We start from the raw sequence: 18297 nt of genomic DNA, 5'->3' as shown, positions 1-18297 counted from the left end.
AAGACGCGGAGGAAACCGGATGATGAAGTTTGCGCGGCTCGCGCTGGCGGGCCTGTTGGCGATGGCGGCGGGCGGGGTTGCACGGGCCGATGATGCGCTGAAGGCGAAAATCGGCGTGCTGCGGCTGTCATCCTCGGCGCCGGTGTTCATCGCACAGGACAAGGGCTATTTCCGCGAGGCCGGGCTCGACATCGAGCTGAAATTCTTCGATGCGGCGCAGCCGATCGCGGTGGCGACCACCTCCGGCGACGTCGACTTCGGCATCACGGCTTTCACCGCCGGGCTCTACAATCTCGCCGGCAAGGGCACGCTGAAGGTGATCGGCGGCATGAGCCGCGAGAAGGCCGGCTATCCGCTGATCGGCTATTTCGCCAGCAACAACGCCTATGCGGCGGGGCTGAAGACGCCGAAGGATCTCGCCGGCAAGCGGATCGCGGTGACGCAGGTCGGCTCCAGCTTTCACTATTCGCTGGGGCTGCTCGCCGACAAATACGGCTTCAAGCTTGCGGACGTGAAGGTGATGCCGCTGCAGTCGCTGTCCAATGCCGCCGCGGCGCTGAAGGGCGAAACCGTCGATGCGGCCTTGCTGCCGATCTCGACCGCACGGGCGCTGGTGGATTCCGGCGGCGCCAAGTTTCTCGGTTGGGTCGGCGACGAGACGCCGTGGCAGTTAGGCGCGGTGTTTGCTTCACCGAAGACGCTTGCCAACAAGGCGCTGGTGATGAAGCTTTTGGGCGCGCTGGTGCGCGCCGACCGCGAGTATCACGACGTGATTCTGGCCTCCGTGAAGGACGGCAAGGCCGAGATCAACGACAAGACAAAACCGCTGCTTGAGATCATCGCCAAATACACCAATCTGCCGGTCGAGCAGGTGGTCGGCAATTGCGCCTATATCGACCCGGACGGCAAGCTCGACGTCAAGAACGTCGATAACCAGATCGCGTGGCTGCAGGAGCAGGGCTTTGTCGACAAGGGATTTGCCGCGGATGCGATCATCGCGAAGGAATATGTGAAGGCGGATTGATGCAAGTTACGCCAGTGCCGTCATTGCGAGCGAAGCGAAGCAATCCATGCTTCGGCATGGGGATAGATGGATTGCTTCCGCCTTCGCTCTTCGAGCTACGGCGGACAAGTCGTCGCGGAGTTTATCATCGGGCCGGCCGGAGGCCGGACCCGGTGACTCCTCGCAATGACGGAGCAAGTAGCGAGTTCGGAACCACATGGACCTGATCGCCGACCATATCAGTCACCGCTTCGGCGGCCTCGACGTGCTCGATGACGTCTCCTTCACCGTCGCCTCCGGCGAGGTGGTTGCGATCGTCGGGCCTTCCGGCTGTGGCAAGAGCACGCTGCTGTCGATCCTGGGCGGGCTGTTGCGGCCGAGCGAGGGGCGGGCAGAGCTGCGCGGAGCGCCGCCGGAGAACAGTTTCAATCCGCTGACCTTCGTGTTCCAGGACTTTGCGCTGCTGCCGTGGTGCACGGTGGAAGCAAATGTCGCGTTTCCGCTGGTTCATACCGCGCTCGATGCCGCCGCGCGCCAGGCCGTCGTCGATGATGCGCTGCGCCGCACCGGCCTGTCTGATTTTCGCGGCGCCTATCCGAAGCAATTGTCCGGCGGCATGCGCCAGCGCGTCGGCATCGCGCGGGCGCTTGCGGTGCGGCCGGCGATTCTTCTGATGGACGAGCCGCTGTCGGCGCTGGATTCTCAGACCCGCGAATTGCTGATGGAGGATTTTGTCCGCCTGCTCGCCGACGGCGCGATGGGCGCGGTCTACGTTACGCATAATCTGGAAGAGGCGGTGCGGCTTGCCGATCGCGTGGTGGTGCTGTCGCGCCGGCCCGGCCGCGTGCGCGAGGTCGTGAGCATTCCGATGACGCGTGCCGAACGCGGCGGCATCGATGCCCGCGGCAAACTGCTGACGTTGCAGAACCAGTTGTGGTCGCTGATCCGCGAGGAGGCGATCGACGCCGAGCGCGAGGTTCAAGATGCTTGAGCGCGCGCCCTCGCAGGATACCCAGCAGGACGGGAGCGTTCCGCAGCCGGTCGCCTTCCGCGGTGCGGGTTTTATGCCGGGCGGTGGCCGCGCCTCCGGGTGGATCGCGCTGGCGCTGGTGATCGCGTTCTGGCAACTCGCCGGCAGTGCCGGCTGGGTCAATCCGCTGTTCCTGCCGGCGCCATCGGCGATTGCAGTCGCGATCTACAAGCTCGCCGTCAGTGGTGCACTCTGGCAGCACGTTTCCGCTTCGGTCGTTCGCATCGGCTCAGGCTGGCTGATCGGCACGGTGGCCGGCGTGATCGTCGGTTTTGCAATCGGCCTCTCGACGCTGGCGCGCGGCGTCGGCATTACCTTCATCTCCGCGCTGTTTCCGATCCCGAAGATCGCGCTGCTGCCGCTCCTGATCCTCTGGCTTGGGATCGGCGAAGAGCCGAAGATCGCGACCATTGCGTTGGGTGTGTTCTTCTCCACGGCGATTTCGGTGTATAGCGGCGTCGACGCGGTGCCGCGCAACCTGATCCGAATGGCGCAGAGTTTTAACGTGCCGTTCCATGCCATCGTCATCAGAGTGATCTGGCCCGGCGCGCTGCCCTCGATTCTTGCGGGTTTCCGCATTACGGCGTCGGTGGCGCTGCTCTTGGTAGTGAGTGCGGAAATGATCGGCGCGCAGTTCGGCATCGGCGCCTTCGTGCTGCAGGCCGGCAATCTGATGCAGACCGATCAGCTCCTCGCCGGCGTCGTGATCCTGTCGCTGTTCGGGCTGGCGGTGGGGAAGGCGATCAATGTGCTGGAAGCGCGGTTGTTGCACTGGCGGTAGAGGACGGATTTGTAGCAAAGCGCAGCGTGCCCACCATCACGTGCGGAGTGCCCGATGGTGGGCACGTCGCTACGCTCCTTTGCCCACCCTACGATTCTTCTCGTCGTCCCTGCGAACGCAGGGACCCATACGCCGCGTGATCTCTCAATGTGGCGACGTAGCAAGACGCTTTTCGTAACAACGAAAGCCGGTGGTTATGGGTCCCTGCGTTCGCAGGGACGACGACAACCTCACGCATTGCCGCGGTCTTCGCGGAATAGGTCGATCTTCTGCTGCACCGGACGGTCGGAGAAAGAGAACAGCACTGAATCAACGTCCGCCTCGTGCGTGACCCAGTGCCAGCTCGGCACCACGAACAGGTCGCGCGCGCCCCATTCGAATGTCTGGTCGCCGATCCGGGTGCGGCCCTTGCCTTCGATCGCGGCGAACACGGTGGCATCGGTGGAGCGGTAGCGCGCGGTCTTGAAACCCTTCGGCAATAACTGAATGAAGGTGCCGATCGTCGGCATCGCGAAATCGCCTGTCTCGGGATTGGAGAATTTCAGTTTCAGCCCGTGGCAGGCGTCCCATTCGTCGCGTGCCTTGGCGCGCTCCAGCGCCTCGCGGGTGTAGCTATAGGGATAGTTGAAGATCGGCGAGGTCTTGGATTTTCGCTTCTCGTCGACCGGCAGCAAATTGTGGCCGTAGCGCGCGAAGCTGTCGCCGGCGGGCTTGGAGATCTTCTGCTGATCCTCGTTTGACCCCTCGGCAAACGAAGCATCGAAGAACTGCACCATCGGGATATCGAGCCCGTCGAGCCAGAACATCGGCTCACTCGTCTCGTTGGAATGATCGTGCCAGGTCATCGACGGCGTGATGATGAAATCGCCGGGCTCCATCGCCGTGCGCTCGCCGTCGACGGTGGTATGGGCGCCCTTGCCTTCGAGCACGAAGCGCAAGGCCGACTGGCTATGCCGATGAGCGGGCGCGACGTCGCCCGGAACCACCATCTGCACGCCGGCAAACAGCGAGGTCGTGACCTTGGACTGGCCGCGCAGCCCCGGATTCTCCAGCACCAGAACCCGCCGTTCGGCTTCCTTGGCGGTGATCAGTCGGCCTGCTTCGGTCATGTAGTCGCGGATCGAATCGAATCTCCAGAGATGCGGCCGGCAGGCACTGCGCGGCTCCGGCGTGACGAGATCGCCCAGCACGTTCCACAGCGCGGAGAGATTGTCGCCGTCGATCTTCTTGTAGAACGCCTCGCGTTCCGGCGTCTTCTGCACGGCTTCCATGGCAAGCCTCCCGTCATTCTTATCGTGTAAATTGACAGTATACTTACAATATCGATAGCGTCAATGTGGTAAACCCGTACAGGCCAGAAGAATCAGGGAGGTTCCGATGAAGCTGCATGGCTATTTCCGCAGCAGCGCGGCATATCGCGTCAGGATCGCGCTCAACCTCAAGGGGCTCACGGCAGAGCACCTGCCGCATCACCTTCGCAAGGGCGAACAGATTGCGCCGGACTATCTCGCCCTCAACCCGCAGGGGCTGGTGCCGACGCTGGAGGGCGACGATAGCGCGGTGCTGACCCAGTCGCTGGCCATCATCGAATGGCTGGACGAGACCCATCCCAACCCGCCGCTATTGCCAAAGGATCCGCTGCGCCGCGCAAAGGTGCGGGCCTTTGCGCTGGCGATCGCCTGCGACATCCATCCGGTGCAGAATTTGAAGGTGCTGGCCCGCCTGCGCCAGCTCGGCCTGCCGGAAGAGAAGGTGACGGAGTGGGCGGCTTGGGCCAACCGCGAAGGCCTTGCTGCCTGCGAGACCCTGATCAAGGGCGAGAACGGGCCGTTCTGTTTCGGCGACACGCCGACGGTTGCAGACCTCTGCCTAGTGCCGCAGCTTGCCAATGCGCGGCGCTTCGGCGTCGAGGTTTCGGCCTTTTCCCGCCTGCTCGAGGCGGAAGCCGCGGCAAAGCAAATGAAGGCATTCACCGATGCCGCACCGGACAGGCAGCCCGATGCCGAGTAAGCCATCCCCCATCACCATGGACGCGGTCTATACCGCGCCCGGCTATCTGTTCCGGCGGATGCAGCAGATCGCGGTCTCTATCTTCGTCGAGGAATGCAGCGCGTTCGACCTGACGCCGGTGCAATATGCGGCGCTGGTCGCGATCCACACCCATCCGGGCATCGATGCCACTCGGCTGTCGGCGGTGATCGCGTTCGACCGCTCGACCCTCGGTAACGTCATCGAGCGGCTGGAGAGCAAGGCGCTGATCGAGCGCAAGCCCTCGCGCGAGGACAAGCGCGTCAAGCTGCTCTATCTCTCGAAATCGGGCGCAGCCGTGCTGCGCGACATCATGCCGTCGGTCGAGCGCGCCCAGGTCAGGATGCTGCAGCCGCTGAAGCCTGCGGACCGCAAGACCCTGCTGACGCTGTTAACGCAACTCGTCGATCTCAACAATGAAGCCTCGCGCGTGCCGCTGCGCGCCGAGGACGCGCTGGAGCATCTGGGGAAGGCGGGGTGAAGGGGCGTTAGGGATCGAGTGTCAGCGCCAAAAACTCCGCCGTCGTCCCGGCCTTGAGCCGGGACCCATAACCACAAATATTTGAGTTAGGCAGGCTGTGGCTGCAGCCTAAGGCCACAACTGATATCAGTGGTTATGGGTCCCTGCGTTCGCAGGGACGACAGCGAGTTTGCGAATGGATTACATCCTCATCAGCGCTTGCCGGTCGATCTTGCCAGTGCCGGTCTTCGGCAGTTCCTCGATGAAGGTGATCTCGCGCGGATATTTGTAAGGCAGCAGCTTTGCCTTGACGTAATCCTGCAGCTTCTTCGTCGCATCATCGCTGTCGAACTCGCCCTTGTTCATCACCACCACCGCCTTCAGGGTCATCCGGCGGTCCGGCAGTTCGGCCGCAAACACCGCGCATTCCCTGATGTCGGGATGCTCAGCAAGACAGAGCTCGACCTCCAGCGGGTAAACCCATTGGCCTGATATCTTGACCAGGTCGTCGGCGCGGCCGCGGAAGAAATGGAAGCCGTCGGCATCGCGCATGAAGCGGTCGCCGGTGTAGATCCAGCCACCCTCGCGAATGGTCTCGGCCGACTTGTCCGGCCGGTTCCAGTACAGCGGCGTGTTGGAATCGCCGCGCACCCACAAGATACCTTCCTCGCCGTCGGCGACTTCGCGGCCGTCCTTGTCCCTGAGCAGGATCTCATAGCCGGGCACGCGCAGGCCCGCGGCGCCGAGTTTTCTCTTCTCGGGAAGGTTGGAGAGATAGATGTGCAGGACTTCCGTCGAGCCGAGCCCTTCGATGATCTCGAGCCCCGTCAGCTTTTTCCAGCCGTTGAACACTTCCGCCGATAAGACTTCGGCCGCCGACAGCGCCATCCGCAGCGACGAGAAATCGGTTGTCGCCGCACCCTCGGCCTTGGTCAGCGAGGTGTAGAGCGTCGGCAATCCATAGAACACGGTGGGCCGGAATTTTTCGATCGCCTGGAAGATCGCTGCTGGCTTTGGCTGGCCGGGCAGCAAGAGCGTCGCCGCGCCGACCGAGAACGGGAAGGTGATGGCGTTGCCGAAACCGTAGGCGAAGAAAATCTTCGGCACCGAGAAGCAGATGTCGTCCGGCCCGAGCTTGAGCACGTTGCGGGCAAACGCCTGCTCGCTGTAGGCCATGTCGTGCTGCAGATGCACGATGCCCTTGGGGCGGCCGGTCGAGCCCGACGAATACATCCAGAACGCCATCTCGTCGCGGTGGGTGTCGGCTTCCGGAAGATCGGTGGCGAAGCCTTGCAGCCACTTCGCCGCGTCGACCGGGTTCGGCACGGCGTGCTCGCCCGCTACGCCATTGACCACAACAAGGGTTTGTAACGGCGTACCCTTGCAGGCCTCCGCGTTGAACCGCGACGTAAACTCGGCCTCCGCGACCGCTACCGCTGCGCCCGCGTCCGAGAGATAGAACTGCAGGAGCTCCGGCGGCGTCAGCGTGTTGATCAACAGCGGCACGAAGCCGGAGCGCACCGCGCCGAAAAATGCCGCCGGGTAGGCCGGCGTGTCGTCGAGGAACATCAGGATGCGGTCGCCGCGCTTCAAGCCCAGCGACTGAAAGCCGTGGCCCCATTGCGCGGCCTCCGCGCAGAGCTCTGCATAAGTGCGCGTGCCGCCGGGGCCGGTCAGCGCCAGCCGGTCGCCGCGGCCGGCCGCGAGATTATCGAACAGGATGCGGCTCGCGTTATAGCGTTCCGGGATCGCAAAGCCGATCTCGCGCGCGCCCGGATTGTCGCGGGGGACCAAATCGGAAATTTCTGAGGTCATGCCTGGCTCCCGATTTCTTTCGCTGCCTCGTAACGCCTCATGAATTCCGGCGACATCGCGCGCAGCCGCGCGTCAGCGATCCGCCCGGAGCGGGTGATGTAGCTGTAGGCAAAGTCCATCAGGTCGAGCTTCATGTGTTCGGGGAAGTGTTCGTACCAGTCGGCGCTGGTGCGCGCCGCCGTCACCAGCTTCTGCACGATCGGCTTGCGTTCGGCCTGGTAGCGGGCGAGGCCTGCGGGAACATCGTGTTCCGCTTCCAGCGCTTTGGTTAGCGCGATCGCGTCCTCGATGGCGAGCCGCGTGCCTGAGCCGATCGAGAAATGCGCAGTGTGCAAGGCGTCTCCGATCAGCACCATGTTGCGGTGCGACCAATCCTCGTTCCAGATCCAGGGAAAATTGCGCCACACCGATTTGTTCGACACCAGGGGGTGACCGTCGAGGGTCTCTGCAAAAATTTCTTCGCAGATCGCCTGCGACTGTTCGATCGTCTTGTGCTCGAAGCCATAGGCCTGCCAGGTCGCCGCATCGCATTCGACCAGGAACGTGCTCATGGCGGGCGAATAGCGGTAGTGGTGCGCGTTGAAGAACCCCAGGTCGGTCTTCACGAACGTCTGCGACAGCGTGGCAAAGCGTTTGCTGGTGCCGTACCAGGCGAATTTGTTGGTCGAGTGCGAAACCGTGGCGCCGAATTCCTTCTCAAAGCCGCGGCGCACCAGCGAGTTCAGCCCGTCGGCGGCGACGATCAAGTCGTATTCGCCGAGTTCGTCGATCGACTGGATCGTGGTGTCGTATCGCGCCGCCACGCCTGCCGCGCGCACGCGCTGCTGCAGGATGGTGAGTAGTTCGAGCCGGCCGATCGAGGAGAAACCGACGCCGTCGATCTCGACGCTTTCACCACGCAGATCGAGCGTGATGTTCTTCCAGCTCTCCATCCGCGGCGTAATGGCGTCGACCGTCTCGGGGTCGTCGGCGCGCAAGAATTCCAGCGCCTGTTCGGAGAACACCACGCCAAACCCCCAGGTCGCGCCTTCGGGGTTCTGTTCGAACAGGTCAATTTGCGCGTCCGGATGACGGCGCTTCCAGAGATAGGCGAAGTAGAGGCCGCCGGGGCCTCCGCCAATGACGGCGATACGCACGTCTTCCTCCCAATCGACAGTATACTTACTAATTTGGAAAGGAGACTAATCCGCGCCGGAAAATTGCGCTACAGAAAAATGATGACGGGCGCGCGGTTCCAGGTCCGGTCACCCACCGGTGTCCATGGCCTGTTTCAGCCGCGCCGGGGTGTCCGCGAACGGTTGTCCGCTCTGCGGCAACTCTGGCTTGACCGAAGCTTCGGGCTCAGGTGCAGCGGCGAACCTTCGCGCCGTTCACCCACACGGTCCTGCAAACCACCGCCGGTTTGCGGACGACGACCGCGCCGCGCGCTCCGGCGCAGCCGGCGCGATAGACGCCCTTGGCGCATACAGCGGCGTTGGTTTCAGTCGATTCAAGGGTCATGGCGGTGCCGAACGCGAAGAGGGCGGATGCAATGATCAGCAAGTAACGCATGTCGGTCTCCCGGACTGGTACTGGTTGATGTTCAGGTATTGAAAGTTTCCTTTTGAAGGCTTTCTTCGGAAAGTTTTGCGGATGCTATCGCGTCGGCCTTGCGTGCCGATCTCGTTTTTCGTTGCCGGAGTATCCGCGGATGGGGCTGGCTGGCCTTCTTGCGTCCTGATCGCGGACCCGCTGTAGTGAAGCTCCCATTCATCGCCGCAAGGATAACCCAAGGAGAACTCATGGCGCAGGTCAGAGCCAAATGGCTGGCGTTCTATTCCGAACATGTCGAGCCGGTCTCCAAGGAAATATTCTCTCACGTCGAGAAGATGATCATCGGGACGTTGATCATATCCGCCGGTGCCCACGTATCGAGCAGCGAGCCGGCGGTCGTCCTGTTCGGCTATCTGCGCCACGGTCTCGTCGGCCGCGGCGTCATGCTGTTCGGTGTTGTCCTCCTGCTGCTGAACTTCGTTGACGGTCTCTACAAGCTGGCCAAGCTCAACTGGCACGTCGCGTATCAAATCCTGATGACGATCCTCTATGTCGCCCTGTCGGTACGGCTCATTCAGCTCATCCTCGCCTTTCGCGGCGGTGAATGATCGGCGATCCCCTGATCACCCGGGGATCGCCGAAGGCGCGTGACTATCGTGCCGCGAATTGGGACAAAACGTCCTTGCAGGCCGGCGAAAGCTGGGCGGCATTGGTTGCAAGACACTGCACGATCCGGCCGCCGCCAGCGGGCACGTCGCCGCAAATCGTGCGCACGTCGGCGCCGCAGGCCGATCGCAGCACGAATAGTTCTTCGCGGGGCCGCATCGGCCGCAGCACGATCGCCGTCGGCGCTGCTGCAGCGGCCGGTGCTGGGCCGGCGGCTGCCGGCGCCGCGGCCGCGGGTGCCGCCCCCGCTGTAGCCGCAGCCCCGCCAGTCGCGGCAGCGACGGCCTTCTCGCAAGCGGCCGAGAGTTTCCCCTTGTTCTTTTCCAGGCATTGCACTGCCGACGCGCCACCGGTCGGCACGCCCGCGCAGACCTTCGGATAATCGGAGCGGCACGCGCTGCGGATCGCGGAGATCTGGGCGCTGGACGGTTGTCCGGCAGCAGGGGCGGCAGCCTTTGGCTCAGCGGACTTGGCCGGCGCCGCCGTTGCGGCAGCAGGCGCTGCGGATTTCGGTGCTGCGGTCTCGGCCGGCTTGGCGGGGTCGGCGGGCTTAGCCGCCTCCGCCGGCTTGGCAGGCGCGGCTGCCGGTGGTTCCACCGCGCGCACGGCGCTCTGGCAGCTCGATGAAAGGCTCGACATGTTCTTCTGCAGGCATTGCAGCGCGGCCTCGCCGCCCGGCGGCACGCTGGAGCAACGCGCCATGTAGTCCGAACGACACTGCGACTTGATCGCGTCGCGTTGCGCCTGGCTCGGCGCCTGCGCAAGCACGGGTGCTGCAATTGCGAATGTCGCGGCTACCAGTAATGGTCCAAGCTTTCTCGCGCGCGTCACCGTGTTGATCATTTGAATAAATCCTTTGTCGTCGCCGGAAGCCGTCGCTCCAACCGAAGTGAAATGTGCTTTCAGAAAAAATCGGGTCGTATCATTTTCGCTTTCCAGTTCCGCCGCAAGCGGATTGTTGCTATTTTCATGGGATGGCGGAAAGCCGATTTCCGAATAAAGCCTTTCCAGAACAAGACCGATTGAGGCACCAAAAATGAAGGCTTCGCGTTCGCCTGCACGCTTGAGATCACACGACACCGCCGCGCAAAAAGGTGCTGCCGCCTGCCGCGCAGCTTTCGCCGTTGCTGCGATGGGCATCTTAAGTGCCTGCGAACAAAATACTTTTGTCCCGCCGCCGCCGCCGAAGGTCGAAGTTGCGCCGCCCCTGCAACGGCCTTTCACCCGCTATCTGGAAGCGACGGGCAATACGGCGGCGATCAAGAATGTCGATCTGGTCGCGCGCGTGCAGGGCTTTCTGCAATCGATCAACTACACGGACGGCGCCTACGTCAAAGAGGGCACATCCCTGTTCACGATCGAGCCGGACACCTACAAGCTGAAGCTCGAACAGGCGCAGGCCGCGGAATCCGGCGCGCAGGCCTCGGTGCGACAGACCGAGGCGGATTTCAAGCGCCAGCAGGAGTTGGTGCAGCGGCAGGCCGTTTCCCAGGCCACGCTGGATAATTCCACCGCGGCCCGCGACAATGCGCAGGCGAGCCTGCTGCAGGCCCAGGTCAATACCAAGATCGCGGCAGTCAACTACGGCTACACCAATGTGGTCGCGCCGTTCGACGGCGTCGTCAGTGCGCATCTCGTCTCCGTCGGCGAACTCGTCGGCGCCTCGTCGCCGACGCAACTCGCTACCATCGTGGCGCTCGACCCGATCTATGTGAATTTCAACGTCAACGAACAGGACGTGCTGCGGATCCGCGAGGAAGCGCGCCGGCGCGGCCTGACGCCCGATGATCTCAGGCAAGTACCGATTGAGGTCGGATTGCAGACCGAGACCGGCTTTCCGCACCAGGGCAAGCTCGACTATGCCGCCACGACGCTGAATCAGTCGACCGGCACGCTGCCTGTGCGCGGCGTGCTGCCCAACGCGGACCGCGCGCTGCTGCCGGGATTCTTCGTCCGAATTCGCGTGCCTTTGGACCAGGTGCAGAACGCGCTGCTCGTGCCCGACGTCGCGCTCGGCAGCGATCAATCCGGACGTTATGTGCTGGTCGTGAACGGCGAAAATGTCGTCGAGCAGCGCAAGGTGCGCGTCGGACCGCTGGAAGGCGAACTACGCGTCATCGAGGAGGGCCTCAAGCCCGATGACCGCGTGATTACCGCCGGGCTGTTGCGTGCAATCCCCGGCCAGAAGGTCGATCCGCAAGTGAAAACAGTCGAAGCGCAGCCGGCGTCGGCCAAGTAGGAGCCGGCCATGATTTCAAAATTTTTCATCGAGCGCCCCGTTCTTTCCAACGTCATCGCGATCCTGATGATTTTGATCGGCGGCGTCTGCCTGTTCCGGCTCGCCGTCGCCCAATATCCCGATGTCGTGCCGCCCACGGTGCAGGTCACCACCCGCTACCCCGGCGCCAGCGCGAAAACCGTGATCGACACCGTGGCGCTGCCGATCGAGCAACAGGTCAACGGCGTCGAGGACATGCTTTACATGCAGTCCTACAGCGGCGCCGACGGCTCCTACTCGCTGACGGTCACCTTCAAGATCGGCACCGACCTCAACTTCGCGCAGGTGCTGGTGCAGAACAGGGTCTCGAGCGCGCTCTCGCAACTGCCGCAATCGGTGCAGAACCAGGGCGTCACGGTGCAGAAGCGGTCGACGGCGATCCTCTTGTTCGTGACGCTGACATCGCCGAAAGCGACCTATGACAGCCTGTTCCTGAGCAATTACGCCACCATCAACATTCGCGACGAACTGTCGCGCCTGCCCGGTGTCGGCAACGTGACCGTGTTCGGCGCCGGCCAGTATTCGATGCGGGTCTGGCTCGATCCGAACAAGCTGCAGGCGCGCAACCTGATGCCGCAGGACGTGATCTCGGCGATCCAGCAACAGAGCCAGCAGGTCACCGCAGGCCAGGTCGGGGCGCCGCCGGCGCCTGCAGGGCAGGCGTTTCAATATACGCTGAATGTCAGCGGGCGGCTCGACGACGTCAGCGAGTTCGAAAACGTGATCGTCAAGACTGGCAATAGCGGCGACGTCACGCGCGTGCGCGACGTCGGTTGGGTCGAACTCGGCGCCCAGACCTACAGCCAGATGTTCTCGCTCAACAACAAGCCGGCCACCGGCATCGGCGTGTTCCAGTCGCCGGGCGCCAACGCGCTCGAGGTCGAGCAGGCGGTTCAGAGAAAAATGGCGGAGTTGGCGAAGGGATTCCCACAGGACATCAAGTACGACACGCCGTTCGACACCACCAAATTCGTCTCCGAATCGATCAACGAGGTCTACAAGACACTTATTGAGGCCGGCTTGCTTGTGCTCGTCGTGATCCTGATCTTCCTGCAGGACTGGCGCGCGATGCTGGTGCCGGCGACGACGGTGCCGGTGACCATCATCGGCGCGTTCGCGGCGATGGCGGCGCTCGGCTTCACCGTCAACGTCTCGACGCTGTTTGCGATCGTGCTCGCGATCGGCATCGTGGTGGATGACGCCATCATCGTGGTCGAAGGCGCAGCCCATAATATCGAGAAGGGGATGTCCGGCCATGACGCCGCGATCAGCGCGATGGATGTGCTATTCGCGCCGATCATCGGTATTACGCTGGTGCTGATCTCGGTGTTTTTGCCCTCGGCATTCCTGCCGGGCTTGACCGGGCGGATGTACGCGCAATTCGCGCTGGTCATTGCCGCCACCGCGCTGCTCAGCGCCATCAACGCGGCGACGCTGAAGCCGACGCAATGCGCCCTATGGCTGCGCCGGCCTGCGCCGCCGGAACAGCGCAACTTCTTTTACCGGGGCTTCAACGCGGTCTATAACCGTCTGGAGGCCTGGTATGGCCGGGTGATCAGCCGTCTGGTCGCGCACAGCAATGTATCCGTCATCTGCGCGCTGATCCTGATCGCGATCGGCGGCTACGGCCTGTCGCGGGTGCCGACCGGCTTCATCCCGATCGAGGACCAAGGCTATCTGCTGGTGGCGGTGCAATTGCCGGATGGCGCGGCGCTCGACCGCACTCAGCGTGTACTCACCCGCGTCAGCGACATCACCAGTAAAACCGCGGGCGTCGAGCAGGTGATCACGATCGCGGGCATTTCCGCGCTCGACAATTCCTCCAGCCTCGCCAATGCCGGCGTGGCCTATCTGATCCTCAAAGAGTGGAGTGCGCGCGGCGAGGGCGAGGATCTGCGGTCGCTGTTCGTCGGCCTGAACGAAAGACTGTCTGTCATCGAGGAGGCGCGGATCCTAGTGGTCCCGCCGCCGCCGATCCAGGGAATCGGCAATGCCGCCGGCTTTGCGATGCAGGTGCAGCTCCGCGACGGCAATTCCGACTTCAGCAAGCTGCAGGCAATCACGGGCGCGATGGTTTCCAATGCGGCGTCGCAAAGCGCGCTGCAGCGGGTCAGCTCGCCGTTCCGCTCGACGGTGCCGCAGTTCGACGTCGAGGTGGATAGGGTCAAGGCCCAGACCATGCATGTCACGACCGACCAGGTCTTCTCGACATTGTCATCCTACATGGGGTCGAGCTACGTCAACCAGTTCAACAAGTTCGGCCGCACCTTCCAGGTCTATGCGCAAGGAGATGCGCAATTTCGCCTGACGCCGCGCGACATCGAAAGGCTGACGGTGCGCAACAGCCAGGGCGACATGATCCCGCTCGGCGCGGTGGCGAAGATCACGCCGGCGGTCGGGCCGTCGCTGATCAGCCTGTATAATCTCTATCCATCGGCCACCATCATCGGGCTGCCGGCCACGGGCTACAGCTCCGGCCAGTCGATGAATCTGATGGAAGAGATCGCCGCCAAGACGCTGCCGCCGGGCACTGGCTTCGAGTGGACGGCGATGTCGTACCAGGAGAAGGTCGTCGGCGGCCAGATCTACTGGGCGTTTGGTCTCGCCCTGCTGCTGGTGTATCTCGTGCTGGCCGGACAATATGAGAGCTGGTACGCGCCGATCTCGGTCATTCTCGCGGTGCCGTTGTCGCTGCTCGGGCCGATGCTGGTGCTGAGCGGGCTGAGGATCGAGAACAACCTCTACACCCAGATCGGCATTATTCTGTTGATCGCGCTGTCGGCCAAGAACGCCATCCTGATTGTCGAGGTGGCGCTCGAGCTCCACGTGCGCGACCGCAAGCCGCTGTTGGAATCCGCCGTCGAGGCAGCGCGGGCCCGTTTCCGTCCGATCCTGATGACGTCGTTCGCTTTCATCCTCGGCGTCGTGCCCTTGGTGCTCGCCACCGGCGCCGGCGCCAATGCGCGGAAGTCGATCGGCATCACCGTGTTCTCGGGCATGCTGGCGTCAACCTGCCTGGCCGTGCTGTTCGTGCCGACGTTCTTCGTCGTGATCCAGCGGTTCGAGAACTGGCTGAAGGAGCGGAAGGTGAAGAAGGCGGGGATGAAAGCGGCGCCGCAAGCGCCGGCGGCGCATTAGGCAACAATTTATCCGTCGTCCCTGCGAACGCAGGGACCCATAACCACAGGTTTTCATGGTGGCGAGCTGGAGCTCCAGCTCGTCGCCAAACTCGATGCGGTGGCTATGGGTCCCGGTTCGCGCTTCGCTTGGCCGGGACGACGGCTGATAGAGAGTCTACACCTTCACCATGCGCTTGCCGCGGTTCTCGCCAGCGAGCAGGCCGATCAGCGCCTTCGGCGTGTTCTCGATTCCGTCGATCACGTCCTCCTGCACCTTCAATTTGCCGGAGGCGACCCAGGACTGCAGATCGGCCAGCGCCGCAGCGCTCTGGTCCATAAAGTCCATCACGATGAAGCCCTGCATGACGAGGCGCTTCACCACGATCAGGCCGGGCACGCCGCGCGGACCGTGGGCCGATGGCACGCCGTCATATTGCGAAATCGCGCCGCAGCAGGCGATGCGGCCGCGGTTGTTCATCAGTGAAAGGCAGGCTTCGAGAATCTCGCCGCCGACATTGTCGAAATAGACGTCGATGCCCTTCGGCGCGGCTGATCGCAGCGCCTTGAAGGTGGCGCCGTCCTTGTAATCGCCCGCGGCGTCAAAGCCGAGTTCGGACGTGAGCCACTGACACTTGTCCTTGCCGCCGGCAATGCCAATGACGTTGCAGCCTTTGATCTTGGCGATTTGTCCGACGATCGATCCGACGGAGCCGGCGGCAGCCGACACGACGACGGTCTCACCTTGCTTCGGCTTGCCGACATGCAGGAGACCAAAATAGGCAGTGAGGCCGGCGATGCCGTAGACGCTGAGCAGATGCGTCATCGGCTCCATCTTCGGCATCTTGTTCAGATGCTTTGCCGGCACAGCGGCATAATCCTGCCAGCCGGTATCGCCGAATACGATATCGCCCGGCGCGAGGCTTGGAGCCTTGGAGGCGACGACCTCCGCGATGCTGCCACCGGCCATCACGGTATTGGCCTCGACGGCGGCGCGATAGGTGGCGCCGTGCATCCACGCGCGGTTGGCGGCATCAAGCGAAATATAGCGCGTCCGCACCAGCGCCTCGCCATCTTTCGGCTCGGGCACCGTGCCCTGGACCATCTTGAAATGCTCCGGCCCGAGCTTGCCGGTCGGTTTCTCGACCAGCAGGATCTGACGATTGACGGTATCGCTCATGGTGTTTCTCCCTCGGTGTCGCATTCTGGCGCTTTCCGATGCCGCGGAAAGGTCGCTCGACTGCACGGATTGTGCGCCACGTTCAGAAAAAATCCAAATCCTCCGCGCGGCCGCCCTTTGCGACGGTTGCGTATTCGATCGCCAGGAATAGTCCACCCGCCACATACACTCTGCGCTTTTGTTCCAGAGCCATCTCCTGCGAGAGCCTCACGGCATCCGCGATTGTCGCCGCGACATGAAGGGTTGCTTCGGAATTGCCAAGCCGCGCGGCGGCCGCGATGGCCTGCGGGTCCGCGCCCTTGTGGTGCGCCGCCGTGCAGATGATCGTATCGAACGACGGCGCCAGTGCGCCGACGATCTCGTCGCCCTTCTTGTCGCGCGAGGCGCCAGTGACGAGAATCCAATCGTCGCGGCCGTGAATCGACATGAGGCTCGCCAGCGATTGCCGGATGCCGTCCGGCGTATGGCCGACGTCGATCACCGTGAGCGGGTCTTGCTCGATGACCTCCAGGCGGCCGGGCCAGCGGACATTGCGCAGGCCCGAACGGATGGCCGCTTCGATCCGTTCGGGAGCCTTGCGCGGATGCTCGCGTTGCAGCCAGAGCAGGAACAAGGTCATCGCGATGGCGGCGTTGTTGAACTGAAACGCGCCGGGCAGGCCCAGCTCGATGTGGCGAAAATCATGATAGCCGAACTGGAAATCGAAATGCTGCCCCGACGCGGATTGGGCCTCGTTGTCGACACTGATCTCGTCACGGACGAACAGTGGGCTGCAGCCGCGCCAGCGATGATACTCGACGAGATGTCGCCGCAGGTCGCGGCAGTTTTCACCATAGATAATCGTGCCGCCGGCGGCGCAGGCGTCGCTCTTGTCGGAGGCGATCAGTTCAAGCGAGTTGCCGAGCAGATCGACATGCTCGAAATCGACCGAGGTAACGCAAGTCTCGCGCGCGCCGATCAGGCGGACTGGATCATAGCGGCCGCCGATGCCGGCCTCGAACACCGCGAAATCGCATTCGCTCTTCTGGAAGTGCAAGCAGGCGAGCGCGAACAGCGCTTCGAAAGCACCGAATTGTTCACCGCGACGGCTCGAGACGTCTGCGACCACCGCCTCTACCTTACGCTTCAGAAGGGCGAGCACGTCGTCGTCGATTTCGATGTTGTCGACCTGGATCCGCTCGTTGAAACGAAACAGATGCGGGGAAGTGAAGAGGCCGGTTCGGAGGCCGTAGTCGCGGCCAATGCTGGCAGCCATCGCCGCCGTGCTGCCCTTGCCGTTCGAGCCGGTCACCACGACCGAGACGCGCTGCAGCCACGCGCGATCGATTCTGAGCTCATTCAACAGCTCGCCCATGCGCGCGAGGCAGACGCCGTCGCCATATTTCGGCAGGTCGAACACTACAGCAATCCCATCGTCGAGAAGGTGTGATGCCAGATCTTCAGGATTAGGTCGCCGCGGTCGGAGACCTCCAGCAGCCGGATCGCCGGATTGGAGTTGACCTCGATGACTTGCATGGAATCCGGTTGGCCACCGATATCTACGAACATGTCTATGGCCGCTACGCGTAGTCCGATCGCGCGCGCAGCCTGCCGCGCCAGCACGATGGCCTGTTCGGACGGTGCATCCGCCAGCACCATCGTGCCGCCAGCACTGAGATTCATCCGCCCGGGGATCTCGCGCCGTTCGCCATTTGCCGGCACAGTGTCGAGTGACGGGTCGTGATCGGGCAGCGAAGCCGGCGAAAGGCCGCGGGCCCGCAAAGCGTCATTATGGGCCGTCAGCAGTTCGCGGAACGTACGCACGCCATCGCCCGAGATGAACGGCGGGCGTTTTCGCGCGCAGTAGAGCGCGTCATCGTCGAGCAGGAAAACGCGATACTCGGTGCCATCGACGATCGGCTGGATCAGAACGGCGTCATAATACTTCATCACCTCATCGAGATAGCGAACGAGCGCCGCTTCGCCGTGAACAGCTTGCGCGAAATCGCCGCGCGCTCCGGTGAGCGGCTTGACGAAGGCCGATCCACCCAATGCTTTGAAGCAGGCAATCGCGTCGCTGCGTTCATGGCCCGCCGGGCGATGCGCGCGGTGGCGATCGTGTAGGAAGAAATACTCGCCGCCGAGCGCGGGCACGCCGGCGTCTCGCAGAATCCTGCTGGCAAAGAACTTGTCCGACGCCAGCGTCGAAGCCGTCGCATTGTTCTGCGGATACCAGGAGCATCGGCCGGCGCCGAAATGAAGCAGCCTGTCGCGCGAGGCGATGCTGAAGATCAATCCCGAGCCGCCGTCGAGGTCGCGAAACGCCAGCCCGAATTCGGCAGCCGCAAACTCTGCATAAACCGCCTGGTCCGGATAGAAGCCCGGTTTTCCCTTTCGAAACTCAGTTGGGCTTCGCATGCGATCTCTT

16 protein-coding genes are annotated in these 18297 nt (G+C 63.1%); 8 read left to right on the top strand and 8 right to left on the bottom strand.

Annotated features, from left to right (window positions below; all coding sequences use genetic code 11):
• The first annotated feature begins 19 nt into the window (after window positions 1-19).
• From V1278_RS36495 to V1278_RS36485, 3 genes are all read left to right on the top strand, one after another.
• Complete coding sequence (locus tag V1278_RS36495) at window positions 20-1024, top strand: ABC transporter substrate-binding protein (protein ID WP_334384022.1); 1005 nt, start codon at window positions 20-22, stop codon at window positions 1022-1024.
• A gap of 196 nt (window positions 1025-1220) precedes the next feature.
• Window positions 1221-1994: an ABC transporter ATP-binding protein gene (locus V1278_RS36490; protein WP_334384021.1), complete on the top strand. Its 774-nt coding sequence runs from the start codon at window positions 1221-1223 to the stop codon at window positions 1992-1994.
• Entirely contained in the window at window positions 1987-2814 is an 828-nt protein-coding gene (locus tag V1278_RS36485; protein ID WP_334384020.1) for an ABC transporter permease, read from the top strand. Before V1278_RS36490 ends, V1278_RS36485 begins: the two co-directional genes overlap by 8 nt.
• Window positions 2815-3044: 230 nt before the next feature.
• Here the strand turns inward: V1278_RS36485 and gtdA are convergent, their stop codons facing one another.
• The gene (gene gtdA, locus V1278_RS36480; RefSeq protein ID WP_334384019.1) at window positions 3045-4085 is read right to left on the bottom strand and encodes a gentisate 1,2-dioxygenase; all 1041 of its coding nucleotides are present in this window, start codon (window positions 4083-4085) and stop codon (window positions 3045-3047) included.
• Window positions 4086-4191: 106 nt separating this feature from the next.
• On the opposite strand from gtdA, the gene maiA reads away from it, so the two are divergent.
• Both maiA and V1278_RS36470 read left to right on the top strand, forming a co-directional pair.
• Window positions 4192-4824 (top strand): maleylacetoacetate isomerase, encoded by a 633-nt coding sequence (gene maiA, locus V1278_RS36475; RefSeq protein WP_334384018.1) that lies wholly within the window; start codon window positions 4192-4194, stop codon window positions 4822-4824.
• On the top strand, window positions 4814-5323 hold the full coding sequence (locus tag V1278_RS36470) for a MarR family winged helix-turn-helix transcriptional regulator (RefSeq protein WP_334384017.1): 510 nt from the start codon (window positions 4814-4816) through the stop codon (window positions 5321-5323). The genes maiA and V1278_RS36470 overlap by 11 nt, the downstream gene beginning before the upstream one ends.
• Before the next feature lie 180 nt (window positions 5324-5503).
• Here V1278_RS36470 and V1278_RS36465 read toward each other — a convergent pair whose 3' ends face one another.
• From V1278_RS36465 to V1278_RS36455, 3 genes are all read right to left on the bottom strand, one after another.
• Entirely contained in the window at window positions 5504-7117 is a 1614-nt protein-coding gene (locus V1278_RS36465; RefSeq protein WP_334384016.1) for a benzoate-CoA ligase family protein, read from the bottom strand.
• Window positions 7114-8253, bottom strand: a complete 1140-nt coding sequence (locus V1278_RS36460; RefSeq protein ID WP_334384015.1) for an FAD-dependent monooxygenase — start codon at window positions 8251-8253, stop codon at window positions 7114-7116. Before V1278_RS36460 ends, V1278_RS36465 begins: the two co-directional genes overlap by 4 nt.
• Window positions 8254-8458: 205 nt before the next feature.
• On the bottom strand, window positions 8459-8668 hold the full coding sequence (locus V1278_RS36455) for a hypothetical protein (protein ID WP_334366166.1): 210 nt from the start codon (window positions 8666-8668) through the stop codon (window positions 8459-8461).
• A gap of 230 nt (window positions 8669-8898) precedes the next feature.
• Here V1278_RS36455 and V1278_RS36450 point away from each other — a divergent pair, with 230 nt between their 5' ends.
• On the top strand, window positions 8899-9258 hold the full coding sequence (locus V1278_RS36450) for a hypothetical protein (RefSeq protein ID WP_334366167.1): 360 nt from the start codon (window positions 8899-8901) through the stop codon (window positions 9256-9258).
• A 43-nt stretch (window positions 9259-9301) separates the two neighbouring features.
• Here V1278_RS36450 and V1278_RS36445 read toward each other — a convergent pair whose 3' ends face one another.
• A complete protein-coding gene (locus V1278_RS36445; RefSeq protein WP_334384014.1) occupies window positions 9302-10159 on the bottom strand; it encodes a cysteine rich repeat-containing protein in 858 nt (285 codons plus the stop codon).
• A 289-nt stretch (window positions 10160-10448) separates the two neighbouring features.
• Here V1278_RS36445 and V1278_RS36440 point away from each other — a divergent pair, with 289 nt between their 5' ends.
• Both V1278_RS36440 and V1278_RS36435 read left to right on the top strand, forming a co-directional pair.
• A complete protein-coding gene (locus tag V1278_RS36440) occupies window positions 10449-11555 on the top strand; it encodes an efflux RND transporter periplasmic adaptor subunit (RefSeq protein WP_334366170.1) in 1107 nt (368 codons plus the stop codon).
• Window positions 11556-11564: 9 nt separating this feature from the next.
• A complete protein-coding gene (locus V1278_RS36435; RefSeq protein WP_334384013.1) occupies window positions 11565-14732 on the top strand; it encodes an efflux RND transporter permease subunit in 3168 nt (1055 codons plus the stop codon).
• A gap of 156 nt (window positions 14733-14888) precedes the next feature.
• Here the strand turns inward: V1278_RS36435 and V1278_RS36430 are convergent, their stop codons facing one another.
• From V1278_RS36430 to V1278_RS36420, 3 genes are all read right to left on the bottom strand, one after another.
• The gene (locus V1278_RS36430; protein ID WP_334384012.1) at window positions 14889-15890 is read right to left on the bottom strand and encodes an NADP-dependent oxidoreductase; all 1002 of its coding nucleotides are present in this window, start codon (window positions 15888-15890) and stop codon (window positions 14889-14891) included.
• A gap of 82 nt (window positions 15891-15972) precedes the next feature.
• Entirely contained in the window at window positions 15973-17289 is a 1317-nt protein-coding gene (locus tag V1278_RS36425; RefSeq protein WP_334384011.1) for a bifunctional folylpolyglutamate synthase/dihydrofolate synthase, read from the bottom strand.
• On the bottom strand, window positions 17289-18287 hold the full coding sequence (locus tag V1278_RS36420; RefSeq protein ID WP_334384010.1) for a hypothetical protein: 999 nt from the start codon (window positions 18285-18287) through the stop codon (window positions 17289-17291). Before V1278_RS36420 ends, V1278_RS36425 begins: the two co-directional genes overlap by 1 nt.
• Window positions 18288-18297: the final 10 nt, after the last annotated feature.

The organism is Bradyrhizobium sp. AZCC 1577 (assembly GCF_036924575.1).
Lineage (GTDB): Bacteria > Pseudomonadota > Alphaproteobacteria > Rhizobiales > Xanthobacteraceae > Bradyrhizobium.
The sequence above is the reverse complement of the archived record's forward strand: the minus strand, read 5'-3'. Positions and strand labels throughout refer to the sequence as shown.

What these genes read in the sequence shown, in the direction of transcription:
- maiA (WP_334384018.1), top strand. Translation starts at nt 4,192, where the DNA reads ATGAAGCTGCATGGCTATTTCCGCAGCAGCGCGGCATATCGCGTCAGG.
- V1278_RS36445 (WP_334384014.1), bottom strand. Translation starts at nt 10,159, where the DNA reads ATGATCAACACGGTGACGCGCGCGAGAAAGCTTGGACCATTACTGGTA.
- V1278_RS36420 (WP_334384010.1), bottom strand. Translation starts at nt 18,287, where the DNA reads ATGCGAAGCCCAACTGAGTTTCGAAAGGGAAAACCGGGCTTCTATCCG.
- V1278_RS36465 (WP_334384016.1), bottom strand. Translation starts at nt 7,117, where the DNA reads ATGACCTCAGAAATTTCCGATTTGGTCCCCCGCGACAATCCGGGCGCG.
- V1278_RS36450 (WP_334366167.1), top strand. Translation starts at nt 8,899, where the DNA reads ATGGCGCAGGTCAGAGCCAAATGGCTGGCGTTCTATTCCGAACATGTC.
- V1278_RS36455 (WP_334366166.1), bottom strand. Translation starts at nt 8,668, where the DNA reads ATGCGTTACTTGCTGATCATTGCATCCGCCCTCTTCGCGTTCGGCACC.
- V1278_RS36470 (WP_334384017.1), top strand. Translation starts at nt 4,814, where the DNA reads ATGCCGAGTAAGCCATCCCCCATCACCATGGACGCGGTCTATACCGCG.
- V1278_RS36435 (WP_334384013.1), top strand. Translation starts at nt 11,565, where the DNA reads ATGATTTCAAAATTTTTCATCGAGCGCCCCGTTCTTTCCAACGTCATC.
- gtdA (WP_334384019.1), bottom strand. Translation starts at nt 4,085, where the DNA reads ATGGAAGCCGTGCAGAAGACGCCGGAACGCGAGGCGTTCTACAAGAAG.
- V1278_RS36440 (WP_334366170.1), top strand. Translation starts at nt 10,449, where the DNA reads ATGGGCATCTTAAGTGCCTGCGAACAAAATACTTTTGTCCCGCCGCCG.
- V1278_RS36430 (WP_334384012.1), bottom strand. Translation starts at nt 15,890, where the DNA reads ATGAGCGATACCGTCAATCGTCAGATCCTGCTGGTCGAGAAACCGACC.
- V1278_RS36490 (WP_334384021.1), top strand. Translation starts at nt 1,221, where the DNA reads ATGGACCTGATCGCCGACCATATCAGTCACCGCTTCGGCGGCCTCGAC.
- V1278_RS36495 (WP_334384022.1), top strand. Translation starts at nt 20, where the DNA reads ATGATGAAGTTTGCGCGGCTCGCGCTGGCGGGCCTGTTGGCGATGGCG.
- V1278_RS36485 (WP_334384020.1), top strand. Translation starts at nt 1,987, where the DNA reads ATGCTTGAGCGCGCGCCCTCGCAGGATACCCAGCAGGACGGGAGCGTT.